The 18,563-nt window shown below is 39.5% G+C and carries 23 protein-coding genes and 1 tRNA gene; 6 read left to right on the top strand and 18 right to left on the bottom strand.

What is annotated here, in order from left to right; all coding sequences use genetic code 11:
• Window positions 1-18 precede the first annotated feature (18 nt).
• From EJL91_RS03705 to EJL91_RS24765, 16 genes are all read right to left on the bottom strand, one after another.
• Window positions 19-444 (bottom strand): hypothetical protein, encoded by a 426-nt coding sequence (locus EJL91_RS03705; protein ID WP_125140601.1) that lies wholly within the window; start codon window positions 442-444, stop codon window positions 19-21.
• Window positions 445-461: 17 nt separating this feature from the next.
• Window positions 462-1,055, bottom strand: a complete 594-nt coding sequence (locus EJL91_RS03700; protein ID WP_125140600.1) for a hypothetical protein — start codon at window positions 1,053-1,055, stop codon at window positions 462-464.
• Between the two features lie 83 nt (window positions 1,056-1,138).
• The gene (locus EJL91_RS03695) at window positions 1,139-1,585 is read right to left on the bottom strand and encodes a RusA family crossover junction endodeoxyribonuclease (RefSeq protein WP_125140599.1); all 447 of its coding nucleotides are present in this window, start codon (window positions 1,583-1,585) and stop codon (window positions 1,139-1,141) included.
• Between the two features lie 409 nt (window positions 1,586-1,994).
• Window positions 1,995-2,726 carry a hypothetical protein gene (locus EJL91_RS03690; RefSeq protein ID WP_125140598.1) on the bottom strand — a complete coding sequence of 244 codons (732 nt, stop codon included), beginning with the start codon at window positions 2,724-2,726 and terminating at the stop codon, window positions 1,995-1,997.
• 40 nt (window positions 2,727-2,766) lie between these two features.
• Window positions 2,767-3,546, bottom strand: coding sequence for a hypothetical protein (locus tag EJL91_RS03685; RefSeq protein ID WP_125140597.1), 780 nt, complete (start codon window positions 3,544-3,546; stop codon window positions 2,767-2,769).
• The gene (locus EJL91_RS03680) at window positions 3,543-4,142 is read right to left on the bottom strand and encodes a hypothetical protein (RefSeq protein ID WP_125140596.1); all 600 of its coding nucleotides are present in this window, start codon (window positions 4,140-4,142) and stop codon (window positions 3,543-3,545) included. Before EJL91_RS03680 ends, EJL91_RS03685 begins: the two co-directional genes overlap by 4 nt.
• 17 nt (window positions 4,143-4,159) lie before the next feature.
• Entirely contained in the window at window positions 4,160-5,176 is a 1,017-nt protein-coding gene (locus EJL91_RS03675; protein ID WP_125140595.1) for a hypothetical protein, read from the bottom strand.
• 3 nt (window positions 5,177-5,179) lie between these two features.
• Complete coding sequence (locus EJL91_RS03670) at window positions 5,180-5,680, bottom strand: hypothetical protein (RefSeq protein WP_125140594.1); 501 nt, start codon at window positions 5,678-5,680, stop codon at window positions 5,180-5,182.
• A gap of 87 nt (window positions 5,681-5,767) precedes the next feature.
• Window positions 5,768-7,117, bottom strand: a complete 1,350-nt coding sequence (locus tag EJL91_RS03665; protein WP_125140593.1) for a hypothetical protein — start codon at window positions 7,115-7,117, stop codon at window positions 5,768-5,770.
• A gap of 45 nt (window positions 7,118-7,162) precedes the next feature.
• Window positions 7,163-7,423 carry a phage holin family protein gene (locus EJL91_RS03660; protein ID WP_125140592.1) on the bottom strand — a complete coding sequence of 87 codons (261 nt, stop codon included), beginning with the start codon at window positions 7,421-7,423 and terminating at the stop codon, window positions 7,163-7,165.
• Between the two features lie 48 nt (window positions 7,424-7,471).
• Window positions 7,472-7,696 (bottom strand): hypothetical protein, encoded by a 225-nt coding sequence (locus EJL91_RS03655; RefSeq protein ID WP_125140591.1) that lies wholly within the window; start codon window positions 7,694-7,696, stop codon window positions 7,472-7,474.
• Window positions 7,697-7,730: 34 nt separating this feature from the next.
• A tRNA-Gln gene (locus EJL91_RS03650) sits at window positions 7,731-7,802 on the bottom strand.
• 266 nt (window positions 7,803-8,068) lie between these two features.
• On the bottom strand, window positions 8,069-8,803 hold the full coding sequence (locus EJL91_RS03645; RefSeq protein ID WP_125140590.1) for a hypothetical protein: 735 nt from the start codon (window positions 8,801-8,803) through the stop codon (window positions 8,069-8,071).
• A 14-nt stretch (window positions 8,804-8,817) separates the two neighbouring features.
• A complete protein-coding gene (locus EJL91_RS03640) occupies window positions 8,818-11,493 on the bottom strand; it encodes an RNA dependent RNA polymerase (RefSeq protein WP_125140589.1) in 2,676 nt (891 codons plus the stop codon).
• 73 nt (window positions 11,494-11,566) lie between these two features.
• Window positions 11,567-12,070 carry a hypothetical protein gene (locus EJL91_RS03635; protein WP_125140588.1) on the bottom strand — a complete coding sequence of 168 codons (504 nt, stop codon included), beginning with the start codon at window positions 12,068-12,070 and terminating at the stop codon, window positions 11,567-11,569.
• A 110-nt stretch (window positions 12,071-12,180) separates the two neighbouring features.
• Window positions 12,181-12,357, bottom strand: a complete 177-nt coding sequence (locus EJL91_RS24765) for a hypothetical protein (RefSeq protein WP_206429450.1) — start codon at window positions 12,355-12,357, stop codon at window positions 12,181-12,183.
• 662 nt (window positions 12,358-13,019) lie between these two features.
• On the opposite strand from EJL91_RS24765, the gene EJL91_RS03630 reads away from it, so the two are divergent.
• The 6 genes from EJL91_RS03630 to EJL91_RS03610 all read left to right on the top strand — a co-directional run bounded on the left by EJL91_RS03630 (window position 13,020) and on the right by EJL91_RS03610 (window position 17,208).
• Window positions 13,020-13,736, top strand: a complete 717-nt coding sequence (locus EJL91_RS03630; protein ID WP_125140587.1) for a hypothetical protein — start codon at window positions 13,020-13,022, stop codon at window positions 13,734-13,736.
• An 18-nt stretch (window positions 13,737-13,754) separates the two neighbouring features.
• Window positions 13,755-15,176, top strand: coding sequence for a GmrSD restriction endonuclease domain-containing protein (locus EJL91_RS03625; RefSeq protein WP_125140586.1), 1,422 nt, complete (start codon window positions 13,755-13,757; stop codon window positions 15,174-15,176).
• Entirely contained in the window at window positions 15,173-15,316 is a 144-nt protein-coding gene (locus EJL91_RS24485) for a hypothetical protein (protein WP_164516738.1), read from the top strand. The genes EJL91_RS03625 and EJL91_RS24485 overlap by 4 nt, the downstream gene beginning before the upstream one ends.
• A gap of 69 nt (window positions 15,317-15,385) precedes the next feature.
• Window positions 15,386-16,105 (top strand): hypothetical protein, encoded by a 720-nt coding sequence (locus EJL91_RS03620; RefSeq protein WP_125140585.1) that lies wholly within the window; start codon window positions 15,386-15,388, stop codon window positions 16,103-16,105.
• Window positions 16,106-16,324: 219 nt separating this feature from the next.
• Window positions 16,325-16,585 (top strand): hypothetical protein, encoded by a 261-nt coding sequence (locus EJL91_RS03615; RefSeq protein ID WP_125140584.1) that lies wholly within the window; start codon window positions 16,325-16,327, stop codon window positions 16,583-16,585.
• Between the two features lie 89 nt (window positions 16,586-16,674).
• On the top strand, window positions 16,675-17,208 hold the full coding sequence (locus EJL91_RS03610; RefSeq protein WP_125140583.1) for a cell wall hydrolase: 534 nt from the start codon (window positions 16,675-16,677) through the stop codon (window positions 17,206-17,208).
• A 65-nt stretch (window positions 17,209-17,273) separates the two neighbouring features.
• On the opposite strand, the gene EJL91_RS03605 is transcribed toward EJL91_RS03610, so the two are convergent.
• On the bottom strand, window positions 17,274-17,687 hold the full coding sequence (locus tag EJL91_RS03605) for a VOC family protein (RefSeq protein WP_125140582.1): 414 nt from the start codon (window positions 17,685-17,687) through the stop codon (window positions 17,274-17,276).
• A 176-nt stretch (window positions 17,688-17,863) separates the two neighbouring features.
• Window positions 17,864-18,055 carry a hypothetical protein gene (locus tag EJL91_RS03600; protein WP_125140581.1) on the bottom strand — a complete coding sequence of 64 codons (192 nt, stop codon included), beginning with the start codon at window positions 18,053-18,055 and terminating at the stop codon, window positions 17,864-17,866.
• Between the last annotated feature and the right edge of the window lie 508 nt (window positions 18,056-18,563).

Below are 18,563 nucleotides of genomic sequence, written 5' to 3'. Positions count from 1 at the left end.
CACTTATTTTTTACTGTGCTAAGTATGAATAAGTGCTTTTTCGCCGATATAAGATTTGAATTTTTGAAATATATCATAGGTTCCGCCTTCTCCGATGGAATTTAGGAAAGTATACCAAAACCAGCTGTCGCTCACATCAACGGAATCTGAAGGATATGCGGCTCCCCACAGAGACGGAGCATAGGAGAGTTTATCGGAATCAAGATAGATTTCCATAGAATAGGTGTTTCCGGCTTTTTTAATATTGCTTGACATTACAGAATTTAAAATACGATATTGGCGCTTATATAGGGCGGAGGATGAATCTTGCTCATGATACTCACTCATAATAAAGTCTTTCAATAATTCCGGTAGTTCGTTCTTTAGCTGTGCCAGCCACTGATAAATTTCTTTTTCCAAAACTTTATTTATATCATTTGCCTGTTTTATTGTAATTGTGGACATATTCATTCCCTGCTGTTTTAGTTATCCTCTGTCACAGTTTCGGAAGAGCCTTCATTTACCATGATATTTTCAGGTTCCTTATTTGTTTTTTTCGTTGCATTAATTAATTTCATAAGGTGATTTTCGTCTATTCCGGGCTTAAGATAATTCTCCATAAGATTTTTCATATTAGAAGAGCCAAGTATTTTGTCCAGGTTATTGATGTCAAACGTTTCGATTGTGTTGGTAAGCGTATTGAGTAAGCCGACAATCGGATTAATAATTTCATCGAATTTGGATGCAACCAGAATATTAGCTCGATTCATTTCCGCTTTTTTCATTTCAATTTTTTGCAGGATAGCTTCCTCTATTCCCGACAGTTGTAAATCATCAATGTCCAATGAGTTTATATCTACATCCATCGCTGCCGAATAGTCTTCTTCGGCAACACCCGTACATAGATATCCTCCGTAATATCTGGCAATTGCTAAACGGTAAGCATAGTCATATAACTCAGGGAAATAGCTTATTGCTCCTGTTTCGGGATCGGATTCAAACAAAGTAATATATACTTCATCAATCATAGCCAGACTTTCGGAAAAGCTCAGTTTGTTTTTATAATTTAATTCCATAGGATTCTCCTTTTATGATATGTGAACTGCAAATTCTTTTCGGCAGCGGAAGAGTGTTCGGCGTTTTTTATAGGCACCGGTTCCTATTTGCTGGCGAGAATTTCAATTTCTGTTCTTGGATTACTTTTGTCTACATAACACTCCATTGTCAGGGATGTAATGTGACTGCTGTCATCATCGACAATAAGACCACTTTCGGATAAACCGTCCAGGATAAATTTGGGACAACTATTATCAATATCATGTTTGCGGGCAGTCTTATAATAGGTAATAAATTTCATATCACACTTTTCAATGTGCAGGTTAGTATAACCTTGATTTTCTATAAACCAGACTATGAAATCCTTCCACTGCCGCTTCAAATGGTTCATTATAGGCCGTTTCATAATCATCCATGTGTTTATGGATTCATGATAGGGATTTTTGATTGGATTTTTTGTGGCTTTGGGATGCTTTAGAAAATAGTACTTCTCGTATGCGGCAAGTGTTTTGTTGTCAATAACCAATATTATTTTTTTGATTTTATACACACCTGCCTTTGGGGGCGGTTCGACATCCAGCGTTCATATACGAGCTGAGTCTCTTTCCGATGGAACCACGCTACGATGCGACCCTCCTCTTTTTCCGATTCCCAGATAAATTTCGGCTGGCATCCGAACTTTGTATAAAAAATAATCTGTTTGAGTTGAGATATGGGTACCAGGTTATTTTCTCCATAAACCTCTTTTGCCTCTTCTAACGTATAAAATTGAATATTAATCACCATCCTTATTTTTGAATAAGGAGTTCCGGACGCGGAACTCCCAGGCAGAAAAAAACAGGGCAATAAACCGCATTTTGCAGTTTATCACCCTATATAAACTACAATAGTTCGAATGAATCAAAGCCGCCGTTTGATTGGCTGTTTAACTAATCCGGCCTTTTTCGCTGAGAACGGGATTACTCCCCGTCCTCGATCTCAACAATATCTAATACATTTCCGTCGCGATCCTCCAGAATATCAAAGGTGAGAGTTACTGCGCCCGGATCACCGGCAGAAGAGAAGGATAACTCTAAATTTCTCTGAGGTGTTGCTTTGTAGGCCGTAATCTTAATCGGAATTAATTCTCCGTCTTCGTTTTTATCAAGAGTTTCCATGGTAATTCTATAATCCTTCGGAATCTTTTTATTATTAAACGAAATCTTTTTCACGCCGTTTGTCTTCTCTACCAGATAGGCGGCTTCATATTTTTCGGATTCCGCAATGGCAGATTCTTCTGTGGCCGTAAATTTAGTGCCAGTAACAGTTCCTTCAATTGCAGTACCTGCAAAATCTCCTTCTGCATATACAAATACGGAACCGGCGACAGGAGCGTTTGAAAGAGTCAGGGAACCGGCGGCATTGGCAGCAACAACTTCTCTTACCGGTACAATTGCATTTGTTTCAAGTTCCCCATCGCTTAAAAGTGAATAAATCTTGAATGGATGTACCTGGAATTCAAGAGTCATTGTGCCGCTAACCGGATCGGAGAATGCAATTGCCTTGCTTCCCTTTTTCATTGCATAAACGGATTCTCCGGTGAGGCCGGCCGTCGTGGTATTGCAGAATTCTGCAAACATCCACGGTTGATTTGTTTTATAATCTCTGATGTCAAGGTCGCAGCACTGTCTATTAGCCATGTTTAAATTCATAAGTAATTCCTCCTAAAATGTTTTTAACCCATATAGGGCGTTAATTGAGACTTTTAAACCATTGGTTTATATCAAATTTATTTTCTTTTGTTCCCCAAACGGAAGCTGAAGTTGATTGAATATCGTAGACTGAATTCAGTTGCTGTCTTTGGAATTGGTCATATAACTGGAATACCGTGATCTCCCAAATGTTCGAAATATTCAAATTATAACTTTTGGAGGCAAGTGCAGAAATCAGGTTCGGAATTTCATAATCCCGGTTTTCATCGTTTCCTTTTGCAGTCTGCGCGCCTTTCTTCAACTTGTTTAGAATTTTCAGAGCTCTTTTATTCTTTGCCTTTGAGGCATCCTCAAACTCATTGCTTTTTGAGCGGTATTGCCGCTGTAAAATCAGATCACAGACATCGCTCCAGTTGTCCCGGGAAATGGTTCCCACGATGGTTTCATTTTCCTGAACGAGATAGGATAATGATTTTTGATGGAATGAAACATCGCCGGAGATAAAAAAGGCAAGGCATTTTTGAATAAATAAATTGTAGCTGGGATTCGTTATGAAAAAATCAAAGACAGTGTATTTCGTTTTATCTTCTTCAGAAAGAGAAGAGTAGAAGTCACGCTGTTCTACAAATGCTGATGATTGATCCTGCGAATCAAAATATTGTTTAATATCAAAAAAAAGAAGACTGATATACATCTGATAGGTTTGATAGGACACCTCAGACAGTTCTTTCAGTTTGATGGGTTTTATTCTGCCTATACCTGAAACATAAACAGGGTCCGGCGTCAATAAATCAAAATATGAGAGTTTTATCCGTATCACCTGCCTGCCTTAGTCTGATAGTTGGTATGGTAGTTGAATGAAAGAATTTTTCCATAAAATCTGGTGCCCGGAACATAAAGCCGAATGGGTTCTTTTTCAGATAACTGCAATTTACCAATTGAATATTTGCGTTGAATTGTTTCCATGATTTGAGGGTTCAGGATGGATGAATTGATTGCCTGACACAGACAGTCCACGCGATTGCCATAGATGCCTTTTGCATGAAAGTAAGAACTTTCTTCCCCGGACAGTCTGACAGCGTCTTTATGGCATACAATTGATATATCGATTCCAACCTCTTTAAGAAATTTGTTCGGCACCCGCAGAAGCTGTGTCTCTACAAAGATTGCGCAGCGGTTATCCGTCACGGTTCCTTCCATATAGGGAACATCAAAACAATGTCCAAGCAGTGTTGTTACCTTTGCCTGCCCGGACACAGTTGTTTCCATGTTTCCGCCATACCAGTTTTGTTCCCATGTGAAATCCGGATCATCCGGAATTGGCATGACTAATCTGCCGATGTCTTCATCATCGCAAAATAAGGAGCAGAGGCTTTCTTTAATTCTGCTCATATCGGATAAGGGATCGTAAATCATCTTAGCAGGCCTCCTGTCTAAAAGTTATCGGTAATGGTGATATCAAGTTTCGCGGCTGCTGTGGCGCCGACTATTAATTGCAGCTCTAAGGTCTTATTGATACTTTCCTTATCAAGAGCCTGTAATTGTATATTGTTTCCATCTACGGTCTGCACGATATCACAATCGCATACAACATTCCATAAAAACGGCGGAGGAGTAACGTTTTCACCTCTTCTACCAGTGAAGTGAGCAGTGTAAGTCTTAATCACTCCCTTTTTAAGTCTTGGGCTGCCGGATATGGAAATGGCTGTATTATCCGCATCGGACGGAGAGGGGCAAACGGAAGCATGATAGTCACAAATCCATACTTCGGTCTCATTGCCTAAAGGTACCTTTTTATCTTTGTGGCGGTGAAAAACATCAGACGATAAGGTGACGGCCATAGTGCCGCCCCGGCCGGAACAGGATTCATCGTTAAATTTTACATTACAGTTGGTAAGTTTATAAATATCAGGTTCCTCCGAATCCTCAAAATCCATCGGGAAACGCATGTCACGCTTCAGTTTTTTGGTTTCGGAATCAATTGGCAATATAAAATCAAATCGGTTATCCCCTACCGTAACAACCTCATTTCCGGATATACCTGCAGAGGTATGTTTTAAGTCCTCTGAATATCCCCAACGTTCGATTATTCCGCCTTTTTCATTTTGCCAGCGTAATAGACCGGTGCAAAGATGCATATATCCGCGGTTCCAGGTTTTATCATCGGGATCGGTCAGGGTGATCAGCCAACACCGTTTATTCCAGAACACATAATCGCCGGGATGAAGAGGTTCGCTGTGACGCGATACTATTTTTTTCCTAAACGGATTGGAGCCGGTGTCGTTGATGATCATTAAATCGGTTACCGTGTTATTAAGAAGAACTTCCCTGGTATCGTATGTATCTCCAAAATGTCTTGCCATTTCTCGAGTGGTTTTGGCAAGCTCTTTTTCACGTTTGTTTTTTGTGCCGTAAGCATTTTGGATTTTCCTATAATAATTCATATCCATATGTTAAATACCTGAATAGATAGAGTAGTTAATAGTGTTTTTCAGCCTGCCGGTATCTCTGTCCCTATTTTTGTAATTATCCAATGCAATTTCATTTTCAGTGTTTAAACGCGCTATAAACGCTTCATAAGAATTACGTTCACTGGAAGGGGAGAAGACGGTTAAGTCACTTGGAGCAAAATTCACCTTAAATGCGTGAAGTAGTGGTAAATCCCGTTCCATATAGAATTGAAACATTAAGTCAACGATCAATTTATTTTCTTTCGCAGTAGTTTTAAAATGTATGATTTCGATTTCTTCATCGTAATCGGAAAAATCTACCTGCAGGCCGTCAGCCGAAGCCAGTTTATCCAACGCATCCAATAAACACCCTCTTGCCCTGTCGTGGGCAAGCTGCATGGTTTCTTCAGTGTCGATATTATAGTAATTGAAAAATTCATCATCGTTCTCAATCCTTCGGTAAAAACGTTGAAATAATTTTTCAAATGAAGTGCTTTCCGCCATTTGTTATCACCAGCTTTCTATTGCAATTTTTATGCCAAACATAGTTACAGTCTTAATCATTTTCATCACCCCCTTTCGCAGCGGGAATTAAATTTCCGCGTTGTTAATAAGTAATTCCGACAAATCTTTTTTCATTTCTGATTCAAGCAGTTCTGTGTTTAAAATATGGGGAACAGGGCAGTATTCCTGGGAAATATTATTTTCTTCTAGGATGATAGAATACCAGCGTGACAAAATATTCTCTTCCTGTTCTGAGATTTTGCTAATCGTTTTCATTAACCGCTGTAAGGTAATGTCTGGAGCGTCACCTGACTGCTCTCCGCCTGTGGGAAGTAAAGAGATTCCAAGGGCAGAGATAACCCTGGAACGATATTGATAAACGGAGGTTTTGTCCATCGGTTTAAGTCCTGGTTCTACATATTCAACCTTCTCGACACAGGGGGGAGACGTGTAAAGGGTTGTCGGATTCTCCCATGCAGAGATCAGATTCTTATGAGCGTAAGCCATTTCCTCCAGTCCCTTTTTTTCGAAGGATTGTCCCATCACCTCTTTCCGGAGTATCTGATGGATTATTTTCTTGACCTTTGCCGAGGCGGCGGCCGCATCCGCTTTTTCAAACGTATCCAATATCAGACTTGGTCTGATTGCCATGAAAACCGGAGACAGGCCATACTCCTGGTTCATGTCGCAAAACCGGTTCAGGCCTGTTCTGCGAATATCCAGTTTTGCATACCGTTCATTCTTAATGTATGCCTGATATACTTCATCAGGATAAGTTGCCCGGATAGTTTCCGTAATACCGGCAGGAAGCAGCGGATTGTTTTCTTCACCGTCTGGGACTGAATTTTGAAGCCGGTCCACAAGCTCATTTATATCGATTAACGCATAGGAGAGGCCGTCTGCCGGAAGTTTGCTCACTATCGCAACGCCCAGCGGGAAGGGATTAATCATGTAATGTCCGTTTTCACAGCGCAGATATTGGATACTGTTTCCTTTTGTATAAACAGCAGCGATAGAAGATGAGAGGAACGTACCAATATCGGTTTCTTTATGGAACCGCCCGATAAGAGATTCGGCTTTTTCTTTTGTTTCTGCTTCATATGTATCAGGGAGATGGTCAAACGATATTTTTATATCGGTTTTCAGATTTGACAGGAGAGATCCATATACTGCTCCGATGATGTTATTTCCGTTGATTTGCTGCTGAACCATCGAATTTATTTTCAGGATTTTTAGAATGTCTCCCTGAGCATTTTCGGCTAACTGATTTAACTCATCAAGGTTAACATGAGTGTCTTCATAAAAAGTCTTAGCTATCCATTCCCGGGCAGTTTTATCTGAGGTAAGAATGACGGTCTCTTCACTGCCACCATCTAACCGGGAGGCAAACGTGACATGGGAATCCTGGCCGGGAATCTTTTTATTGTTATTTTGCAATTCATCACCGTCCTTTCTTATAATGATATGAGAGATGCATTAAAATTACCCGACGTTATCAATAAGCTGCCTGAACGCCTGATGAAGACCTGTTGAAGCCAGCCCGGATACGGCGCCGGAGACAAAAAGAGTAAGAGAAACCCCCTGCGGGGATAAGCAGGCAAGTATTGCACCCGCCGCACAGCAAACGGTTGGAATCCATTTGTTATCAACATCATGAATCCATTTTTTGAGTATATATCCGATAATAAGGCAGGCAACGGTTACTAAGGGGATATATAGCTGAGTAATAAAAGTTAAATCCATATTGTACCTTCTTTCTTATTGATGGGTATAAAACGGGGAGGAGAAAACTCAGCTCCGTACAGCATGGTTATAATCGGCATTGCCAATTAAAGTATGGGCTTTTCTGTAATGATCAAGTAATTGTCTGTTTCTTCTGGAGTCGCACATATAATACGAACGGCGGTGTCTGGCGACGGTGTGGCTGATTCCGCTCTCACCGAAAGGAACCCCGTTTTCTACCAGATATTCCATTTCATGCTTTGTTATCTTTGTAATAATAAATCCTTCTTTCATTTTAAATTTGCTCTTCAGAGTAGAAGAGGAGCAGCTGGGCCAGTTGGATTTGAACCAACGAATACAGGAGTCAAAGTCCTGTGCCTTACCGCTTGGCGATAGCCCAATCAGGCTTACTTTGCTTCTGAAAGGAATCGGAAGCTGTATTGCCAGAAGGGCAAGGCAGCTTCCAAAAAAGAAAAAGAGAAAAGATGTTTTCTGGATTTGGCACCGTGAATAAGGGGTAAGGGTAATCTTTCACTTTGTGATATCACAAAATGAATATTTAGGTGTATTCCATATATTCTATACCATATAAGGAAAATCTCATTTCGCAGGAAGAATTCCGGGAAACCTTATAAATAAAGGCTTTTTCGACTGCATCGACATTGTTTAGAATATATCCTGTATCAGGAGCTGTGATTTATAATCCCTGTTACGCTCCAGTTGTTTTTCGTAAGCACAGTCTTTGCAGTATTTCTGGTTATTGGTTTTTCTTTTGACGAGTATACCGCAGCCAGTACAGCGTATATATTTTTCGCCCTTATAAAGCTTCCATTCGTATCCGAGCTTTCTAAAATCGGTTATTAATAACTTCTGCCGGCTGTTATCATCGACAAACATAACCCGAATATTGAGATTGTTTACTTTCTTCGCATATTCGATTAATCCGGATTCCAGAAGCCGGTTAAACTTTATATCCTTATTAAAAGCAGTTGTATTGATACATGCCATGTCAAAAATCTCGCCATTACTGTAATTTACCCAATTGTTATTATTCGGATTTCGGTAATTCCGAAATTTTGCGAGGCACAGCAGAGTAAATGCAAGACGGCCTAATACTTTGTCCTGTACTTCTTCGATTGTCTGCAGTTCATTTTCAGTAATCCAGATTCCCTTACACTCACACAAGGGATATTTACCTGCTTTGCCTGCATACTTTTCAATGCTAACAGACCAGTTAACCGGATTAAAGCGCGGATAGTACAAATTCATGATATGATTTAATTCTTCAATGATTTCTGATTTCTTTAAGCCTTTTTCATGGTATAAATACCTTGCATATATGCTCAGGAAAGTACAGGTTTTTGATACATCGATATTTTTATGTTGAAGGATGTTGTCCACATACTCCTTTTCATTTAAGATAATAATGGCTCATCATCTCCCTTGATTTTTTTACTGCACATCATAAAGTGCTCACCGCCGAATTCAAATTCCCCGTCCCCGGTGGTTAAGACTGGATAATTTATGGTAGAATGATTCTTTTCTAATAAGTTTTCAATAATCGTTTCACCCGATACATCCCACGCAAACTGTTTCGACTTTTCGGAGGAATAACACATATCAACCACGATATCGCAGAGCTCTTTTGCATTCGGGCATATTTTTTCGCACTGCCATTTAAATTTTAATAACATCATGTTCCGGTTTAACAGCACATCTTCTTTGTCAAGACGCTGTTTGTTTGCCAACTGCTGATAGTATCTGACGGTATCATCATATTCGTCTTTCAGTTTTGAAATTTTTCTGTAGTCACCGGCGCTGTATTTGGATCCCGATTTTAATATGGAAGAGTCAAATGCCGCCGCTTTCATTTTTTCGGAGATAAAATTTTGAAATACATCTTCGAAAATCCAGGAAATACGGTTGATGATACATGGATTATCGCCGACCGGCTTTAAAGCCGAATAGTATTTTAAAAATTCCTCTTCCGGGGGTGTTCTGTCTGATTTATGCGTTAACTCGGACAGTGACATTTTAAATTCCCGAATGCATTTACTGTTTGCGTCTTTCATGTACTTATTCCACTTTGACAGCAGATCCGGATAAACATATTTCATAAAGTAGGGCTTGTTTTCTGCAACAACCCGCATGCATAAATCTTTAAAATGTATTTGCTTCGCCGTATCCTCAGGAAGTTTTTTACATGCGTTTTTATCATACCAATATTGGGGCATGGGTTTTGCTAAGATGCCTTTTGCCTTATCAATGGCGCATTGTTGATAATGCTGTCCGCATTTAATACGGTAATCGAGCATTTTATATTCCTCGGTGTCTTTATCAAATACAGACTGCCTTTCTATCATCCCAGTAATGCGGTTAGTGGTAGTTCCGATTTCATCGCCGAAAGCAAGTTTATTTGCTTTAACCATATCAGATTCTGCTGGAATTATTTTCTCTGCCTTTCTCTGCATGCATTCGATGGTGGGAGAGTTAAGGGTGTTTTTTACAATGATTGGATTATCCGTTGTGAAAAATGTATCGCTGTCTTTATCCGCACCATTTAAAGCATCACAGGTTGTATCCCAGGAGTTCAATATAATTCCGGTTGTATTATATTGATACCAGTAATCCATTTTTTCATTATGGACAACCTTCCTTTTACGGATATTGTTGTGACAGGTCATAGGGGCACGGAACAATGCAATCTCTTCAGCCCCTTTATCGATCCAGTACCTGTGGTAAACCTGTCCTGCCTCAAGCAGTCCGGTCACCGGTAAGCCAAAGACAGATTGTGCAAGAGAGTACAGATCACCCGATACAATTGCAAAATTACCGGATAACCGGATTGACCCCTTTGCCGCCATTTCAATCCGTTTTTTAATCATGGCATGTATTTTCCTGATAATAAAGGGATCTTCCATCATTCTTTTATCAATCATGACGGCCTTAATAAAATCATTGTCAATATAGTCTACATTATCATTATCCAGGTACATGCCCTTCAGAAATACGATGGTCCTTCTCCAGTCATTGCCTAGGACATCTTGAATCTCCCTGATTGTCGGAGCACAAAGCTGATGCAGATCCCCGTCGGATAAGTCATATGTTTGTAAAAACTGGTAATTTGAATTTCTCACATTTTCCAGTTTGTGAGGAGTTGCTTTTGCAACAGAAAATTGATAATGATTTTTATTGCAGCATTCTATAAACGTATCGAGGCTCTCGTAAGAATCCCATAATTTCACCATGGAAGTGGTAAGCACGACATCATAATCCCTGACGTCACGCCGGATTCCCCATGCATCCTGAACCATATAGTCCTCATGGTTCATCCGCTTTGCAAATTCTACAAAATCAAATGTGAACAGCATTCCCTTCGTCCAGGCATATCGTGTGTTAATGCCGGAAAGCGTTTTATCTGCATATTCTTCACCATACAAATCCCGGTTGACAATCCGTGAATAATCTGGTGACATTAGACCGTATCCATCGGAATCACAATAGTCAATCACATAATTTCTTTCGCTTTTCAGTTCCGGTTCCCCTTCATTTTCATCTGATATTTTTATAATGTCTTCTGTAAAACGGATGTTGCAGTCGTTAACGATCAGTATCCTCGGCATTGTGACGGGAATTGAAGCACTGCAGATTAGAGCCTGGTATGCCTCTAATTTGGCAGGGATAATCGGTTTTGTTTTATCTCTGTTGTTATCCATTCTTTTTAATATTTCTTTATAAACCGTGTCTCCGATGTATGTAATGGTCGATCTTTTTATGCCGCCGTTCGTTCCAAGAAGCCGGTGGTATTTATACCCATTAATCCTAAACCCTTTATTAGCCCTGTCGTAATCCTTGCCGGAATCCATAATCATGCAGAAATAATCTTTTTGGTACTGCAAAGAATAAAGTTTGTCGTATAATTTCCTGATTGTCTCTTTGTTTTCTATGTTTTTTTCTTGTTTTTTTATATATTTAATCTGAGCTTTTAATTCAAATACTTCCTTGTCGAGATTTTCAATTCCGTTAAGTTCACAGAGCCATCTCAGGATTTGACTGTCATTCAGCGCGACAATATCGTTTCTGTTTTTCACAGCAGTTTGAAGTGGAAGAGTAAGATTCCATTTTGCCTGCTTTAAACGGCTGCTTGGTAATTTATATATAAATTTATGACATGATTGCTGTTTGACTATTTTTACCACCATCCTTTCCGGAGATTTTTAAGTAGCTGTGATAAAAGATCTCAGCATATGCTTTCAAATCTTCATAACTGCATTCTTCATTCACACAGGACCAGAATTTGTCCAGCAATAATTCGTATTTGAGCTCCAACTTTTTATTATCGATAAAAGACAGTTTTCCGTACCAATAATCAAACATCTGTCCGAGATAAAGGGCGGTGAAAAAGCAGTCATTGTTATAATTAATATTAAATAACTGTTCTTCTTCGATTGGATATTTCCTGTCCATTTCCTTTTTTTTGACTGTCAAATCCCTTATGATGGATTGGCATTTATCGTCGGAAACCAAATCAATATTGGCAATAGGAAGGTAATAACCCTTTGGAATGTCCGGCAAATCCCGAAACCAGACAAAATAGCTTTTATAAGTAAAATAACTTACGGCTCCGATTTTCATAGCGCTCATGAGATCCATGAAACTAAAAGACACAGATATCTCCTCCTTTTGTGTTTTTAATCAACGGTTGATTCATAGTCCTGCTCTGAGTCTGTCCGCGGAAAGCGGGACAGACTTTATGTACTGATACCAAACCCCCTGTATTAAAACCTCCGTTCCCTGTTTTCACAATTTTTGCGGCATTGTTCATCAAAACGCCGGTCTGCAATAATCCTGTTTATAATATTACCCTTGCTGTGCTCCGTATCAAAATCACAGGCATATATTCTGCCTCCGAATGTTTTGTGGTTATTTGTGCTGTTTGTAGGTTTAGCTGTCATATTTTAGATTTCTTCTCCTTCCTGAAGTATTGTTTTTAGACAATTTCGTGTTTTTTTGCTTAAGCGCGGGGCCGGCCTGCTTTTATATTCTCCAAAATGATTCACATTTTTATGAATTTGTTTTCCAAAGGCAAAACAGGGTTTGTGCGGATTACGATAGGGGCCTCTGTTTGAGAAAAAGAAAAGACACCATCCCGGGAGAATGGTGCCTTTCAAAGAAGTATAGAAAGAAATATAGAAAGGAATGAATGCCGAACACATGTTCGATATCTGGGTTGACAAGAACATGTGTTCGAGTTATACTGTAGTATATAAAAACAAAAAGAGAAGACTATCTTATCATCGGTGTTGGCGCACCTCCAAGACAGGTCTTCTCAATTACGAACATAAACTCTCTTTACAGAGAAATTTAAGGCATAGCGGAAAGCTACACGGCTACATTATTACATACGATCTAATTTGTTGTCAAGCGTTTCTGCTTTATTTCCATGAATAAACAAATGCATATTGAGTGGTTGTTTAACAGAACAATTCATAATGGCGGGGAAGGCGCAGGCTCCTTCAATTTATGGTACGCATTCTGCATTTTTACAAGCCGGCAGCGCGGCCAATTCTGGAAGTTAAAGGTAGAGAGAGCATAAGGAAGGAGGCTGATTGCAGAGATGGAAAGGAGGAGAAAGATACTAAAACAAAGAGATGGGCCGGATATTTACAACGATGGCCTTCACAGTAACAGAGACAGTATTTACTTTATGAACAGGTGGTGCGGCAAAATGGACAAAGAGCAAATAACATTAGACTACTACTCGGACAATGCCAAAAGATTGCGGGCGGTGATTGACCATATTTTGACTAAATTCGGAGGAATCTCGCCAAAAGATTATGATGATTTTTATTCCCTGGCAAACGAAGTGTTTACGGTTGTTTTGAAGACATACGACGGAACACAGAAGTTTGAAAACTATATGTATTCCTGCCTTTCCAATAAAATTAAAACGGAGTTTACTTATAGAAACAGAAGTAAAAGAAAGAGGAAAATAGAGACAGTAACCCGGGAAGGAGTAAAGGGAATGGAATTCGTTGATGACGTATCTATGGACTCTACCGTTGGCGGCAGAGAAATAACAACGATAGAAAGTATGATTCCTTCCAGCTTTGATTTAGAAAAAGAGGTTTCCGGAAGAATCGGCGGAACATATGATGACAAGATAGAAAAATATCTTGAGAAATTATCTAAAAGACAACGGGAGATCGTATTGATGCTTTCTGAAGGGTATAAAGCAAAGGAGATTAGAGGAAATTTACATCTCACGGCAGGCGTATATTCTGATTGCATGAGAGCCATACAGTCCTACAGTAACATAAAGATATTATTATAAAACCAAGGGGGAGCTTGAATGGTAGAACCAATCAGAGAACACACATATTCACTCGCTGCATATTTAGAAAGCGTAAAAGAAGAAGATATACGGGAGGATCAGGATGTTCAGCGCCTTGCCGGACAGTGGGATGCGGGAATGATAAACGAGCTTATCTATACCGTCTTTACCGGAGATTACATTCTTCCAATTATCATGGGAGAGGAGGACCGGGAGGCAGGAACGACCCAATTATGGCTGGTTGACGGGGTACAGAGGACATCTTCCTTTATGCTGTTTCGGTATGGAAATTACAAAATTACGTCATCGATTAAAAAGAGTCTGATTGAGTATCAGGTTAAACAGGTGAATACTCATGGCGGTTTCGTGAGGGATAGTGAAGAAAATTTTGTTTATGAGACGAAGACACTGGATTTAAAAGGTCAAACTTTTAGCAGCCTTCCAAAAGAACTTCAGAGAGCGTTTGATAATTTTCAAATTAAAACAGTCGTTCATCAGCATTGTACAATGGAAAGAATATCTGAACTCGTATGCAGGTATAACAACCATAAGTCTATGAATCCCTCTCAAACAGCGTTTACTTATGTATACAAGTATGCAAGAAAGATAAGAAGTATTACAAATCACAGCTTTTTCAAAGACTGTGGCAGTTTTTCAGAAAAGGACAGGCTCAACGGCATTTATGAACGTGTGGTATGCGAAACCATAATGTCCATGTTCCATCTTAATAACTGGCAGAAGCAGGGGAAAAAGATGGGCGACTATTTAAATGAGAATGCATCAAATAAGGAGTTTGACATTTTAGAAGACGAATTAAACAGGATTACTGCGGTTGTGACCGATCAATATTCTGATTTCTTTACGAGTAAAGATGCTTTTGTATGGCTGACATTATTCCATGATTTTTTAGGCTATGGTTTGCCGGACAGAAAATTCACCGAATTTCTCGATGCGTTTCGTGGCGGGCTGCACAGTAAAGTGGTAAGTGAATGCGATAATGACACCTTTGAGATTCTGAACCGGAATAGAGCCACAAAAGACAAAAAGGTTGTTGTAAAGAAACTGGAGATATTAACGATTCTTTTGAAGAATTATTTTCATTTTGACGAAAAAGAAGAGATAGAAGCGGATAAGAATCAGAGTGTCCCTGAATTTATTACAGCCCAAACCGGCCGGGACATAGACGGGGAGGATATTGAATTCTATGAAGAAATACTAAGTGATCTTACGTTAAATGTAGATAACGATACAGAACTTCTTAATCCGGAAAATCATTTATCATTATTAGCCTTAACAGCATATAGCTGTCACAATTACATCGATCTGGATGATTGGATAGTAGACTATTTTAAACGAAATTCTACATATATTAAAAATCAAAAAGAGAATTATATCTATATGCTGAGAGATTTAACGTTCTATCTGAAGGAGAAAGAATGATGGAAAATACAATGTCAGTGAAAGAATATATTATGAAGAGTTCGGAAAAGAAAGGCCGAAAGCCTGAGATAAGGCCGGATGAAAGTGAATCTAATTTAGAGCTTATAGTGAACTATCTGAGTTTAATCATCGAAAGTTGAGCAGGGGGAAAAAGACCTGTCTGATTGTCGGGAGAGACTGCTTGGAGAAGTGTTGGAGGTAATGAGACTTTGAAGTTTGAGGATACCGAAGTTTGGGGATTTGAACATGGCATACGTGGAGCGAGAAATTCACTTAATTCATGGGAACAATCTGACAGCGGAATTTGCAAAGGAGGAGATTCGGGGATTGGATGCACAAACTGTGCGGCAAAAGATACATGTTCACACCAATTTAACTACACATACCAGATTGGCAAAAATGATTTGAAGCTTTTGCAGGAACTCATTCTGATGGGAACTGAGCATAGAAAGTTTATGCGTCAAATTATGGTAAGTGTTGATATTACGGCTCCATTATATTGGTTCAAGGAATTCGATACATATAAAGCAGGTACTGTTGAGGATTTCTCCTCAAACAGGTACAAGATTTATACAAAGGAATTCACTCTGAATGATTTTAGCCATGATCACCTTAATTCTACTTCGTTAGAGTTACTAAGCCGGATCATTCTTGAGTTAAATGTGAACCGCAATGGATTTAATAATCACACTTCAGAATTGGCGGAAGCTGAAGAACAGAAAATAGGTTGGCGGCAGATGGTCCAGCTTCTCCCAATTTCTTATAACCTGAAAAGGACTATATTGATAAATTATGAAGGAATTCGCAATCTATATTTTTCGGGGATTAACCATAAACTGGATGAGTGGTCAAACTATTTTACCGGATGGGTCGAATCACTGCCTTTTGCGGCGGAGCTGATTCTGTATGGCGGAAGAGATAAAGCATAATTAAGATGAGGGGGAGGAACAGTATGAAGATTAGTGTGCACGTGACAGGTGGCTTTTGTACCTGCAAACCAGTGAAGGCCGGAAGAATCACGGTACGTTGTCCAACATGCAATAAAACCTGCGGTACAGACAGAGAATACCATATGAATTATGAAATGGAATTGGAACATAATTGAATTAGAGTACAACCAAAATGAAATTTAAAAAGGAGAGAATTTAATGAATGATTTTTTTTACTGTATATTGATGAATGGAGAGGAAATAGATTTTGATAGAAAGTGTAACAGCTATGTGCACAATGATGGATTTGTCAGGTTTGATTTGGTTTGCCCGGAAACAGATAAAGGGATTATTCTTCAGGAAATCAACGGAAAGGAGATCAGCAGGATAATGCATTGCTATGATAATCGTACGATTGATGAGTTGTTCAGAAAAGAACCCGAGATAGTAGTTCCGAACAAAAAGATTATTACATCATAAAAAACTGCAATTTTCGGTTGCAAACGAGAATTGATTACATAGATTTCACGATTTAGGATACCGGTATTCTCTGTTTACAAGGAGGATGAATGAAAAAAATATTATTTGTGATTTTCTTAGCAGCATCCGGTCTTGCTATGCCTGCCACCGTACAGGCAGGCGACGGGCGGCAAAACGTAAAACCGGCACAAGAGGAATCAGGGCAGCAAGTCAATATTATCACAGAAGTGGTAAAGAAATATGCATTATATGAAGCAGGTATCTATGAAGAACCAGTTAAAACTTACATGGATGAAGAGCTGTATCTATTGGCTCATATACTCGCAGGAGAATGCCAGAGCTGTCCGGATAATGAACAATTATACGTTGGCTCGGTAGTTTTAAACAGGAAGGCACATCCCGATTTCCCGGATACAATTGAAGCGGTTATCTTTCAAAAAGGCCAGTATGCCTGCATTGACGATGGAAATTATGATAGGGAGCCTACAGATAGAAACTGGTCTAATGCAAAATGGCTGTTGGAAAACGGAAGTGTCCTTCCCGCAAATGTCATCTGGCAGTCCGGATGCAGACAGGGAAAGGGTGTTTATATCAGAACGAAGTGGCATTACTATTGCTATTAAAGCGGCAATTGTCCTTTTAATGGCAGCCATCTGACTAACATACAGCCCCCATCATGATTCCACCGTTACTTCCTCTTCAAGTTAATTTGCCAGCCCACGCCAAACTGGTCAACGACACTTCCATATAATTCACTCCAGAAGGTAGCTTCCAAAGGCATTTCGACTTTGCCGTTTTCGCTGAGTTTTTGAAACCATTGAGTGAGTGTCTCCGGATCCTCCCCGTTTAGGGTGATGGTAATGTTATTGCCAGGGTAAAAGGGCATTTCAGGCGGAACATCAGAGAACATCAGCTCATTACCGTCCAGATTAATTGATGCATGTAGCACTTGATTTTTCAGTTCATCAGAAACAGGAAATTCAGGGTTATGGGGCATTTCTCCATAAGTCATTATTTGGACAGGAGTATCAAATACGCTGCTGTAAAAGTCTACGGCCTGACGGCAGTTGCCTTGAAAGTTAATATAACATTGAATTGTCATGGGAAAGCTCTCCTTATTCTTTAATATAGAATAGTCTGTCCAGGTTTGCCTTTGACGATTCAGAGGACAAAAATTGAAGCTGTGGAGGAAATGGTTACAAAATAGCCCCTCATACGGTTAAACGTATAAGAGGCTATGGTCATTACCCTTTTTCCCGGCTCATTAATTAAGGATTGTTAATTTGGCCGATACCGGCGGCGGAGCAGTAGTCCGATTATGTACCCGTATCGATGGATATAGAGCTTTATAAGTTCGCGGTCCGCCGGAATCAGACGCTTGTAATAACAATTGTCCAAATCATTCCAGGCTTGTGTAACACAGTAACCGAGAATATTCCTTGCAATTTTTTTCGCTTCCTTATTTTTCATGTAATGCCCCCTTTGATTTGCGCTATGGTTACGGGCTTCCAGCCTAAAATTCAAGCACAGGCGGCCGGGAGAGTGCAGAGCCTGGGAAATAAGGGAGTAGAATCAAGTGTCCTGCTAACTGGTTAATGCAATTTCAAAGAGGCAGGGATATCGGATAGACTGTTTCTGTATAGTTTAGTTTTAGATGCGTTGCTTTCCTGTAATTAAAGGATATCACGTAGTTACCAGAATTTTACTGGAAATATATGGTAATTATACGCATTTATTTGCCTGGTGCCTGCCCTCTGCATTATAAAAAAATATAATATAGATTACATTAATGCAAGGGAAAAATATGTGAATGAATGGAAAATAATAAAGCAGGAAGAAAAAAAATAGTATTGAATGAAAGGCGCAAATCCGGTCAGCGCAGATGAAGATTCGGCAGCTCCCTGTCATTAAGATCATGCAGGAACGCAGATTACAGTATCGGCGGCCGATAGAATCAAGAGACAATATAACTGTTTTC

The sequence above is a fragment of the Clostridium transplantifaecale genome, assembly GCF_900626075.1.
GTDB lineage: Bacteria > Bacillota > Clostridia > Lachnospirales > Lachnospiraceae > Otoolea > Otoolea transplantifaecalis.
This window is presented reverse-complemented; position numbering and strand designations above follow the sequence as displayed.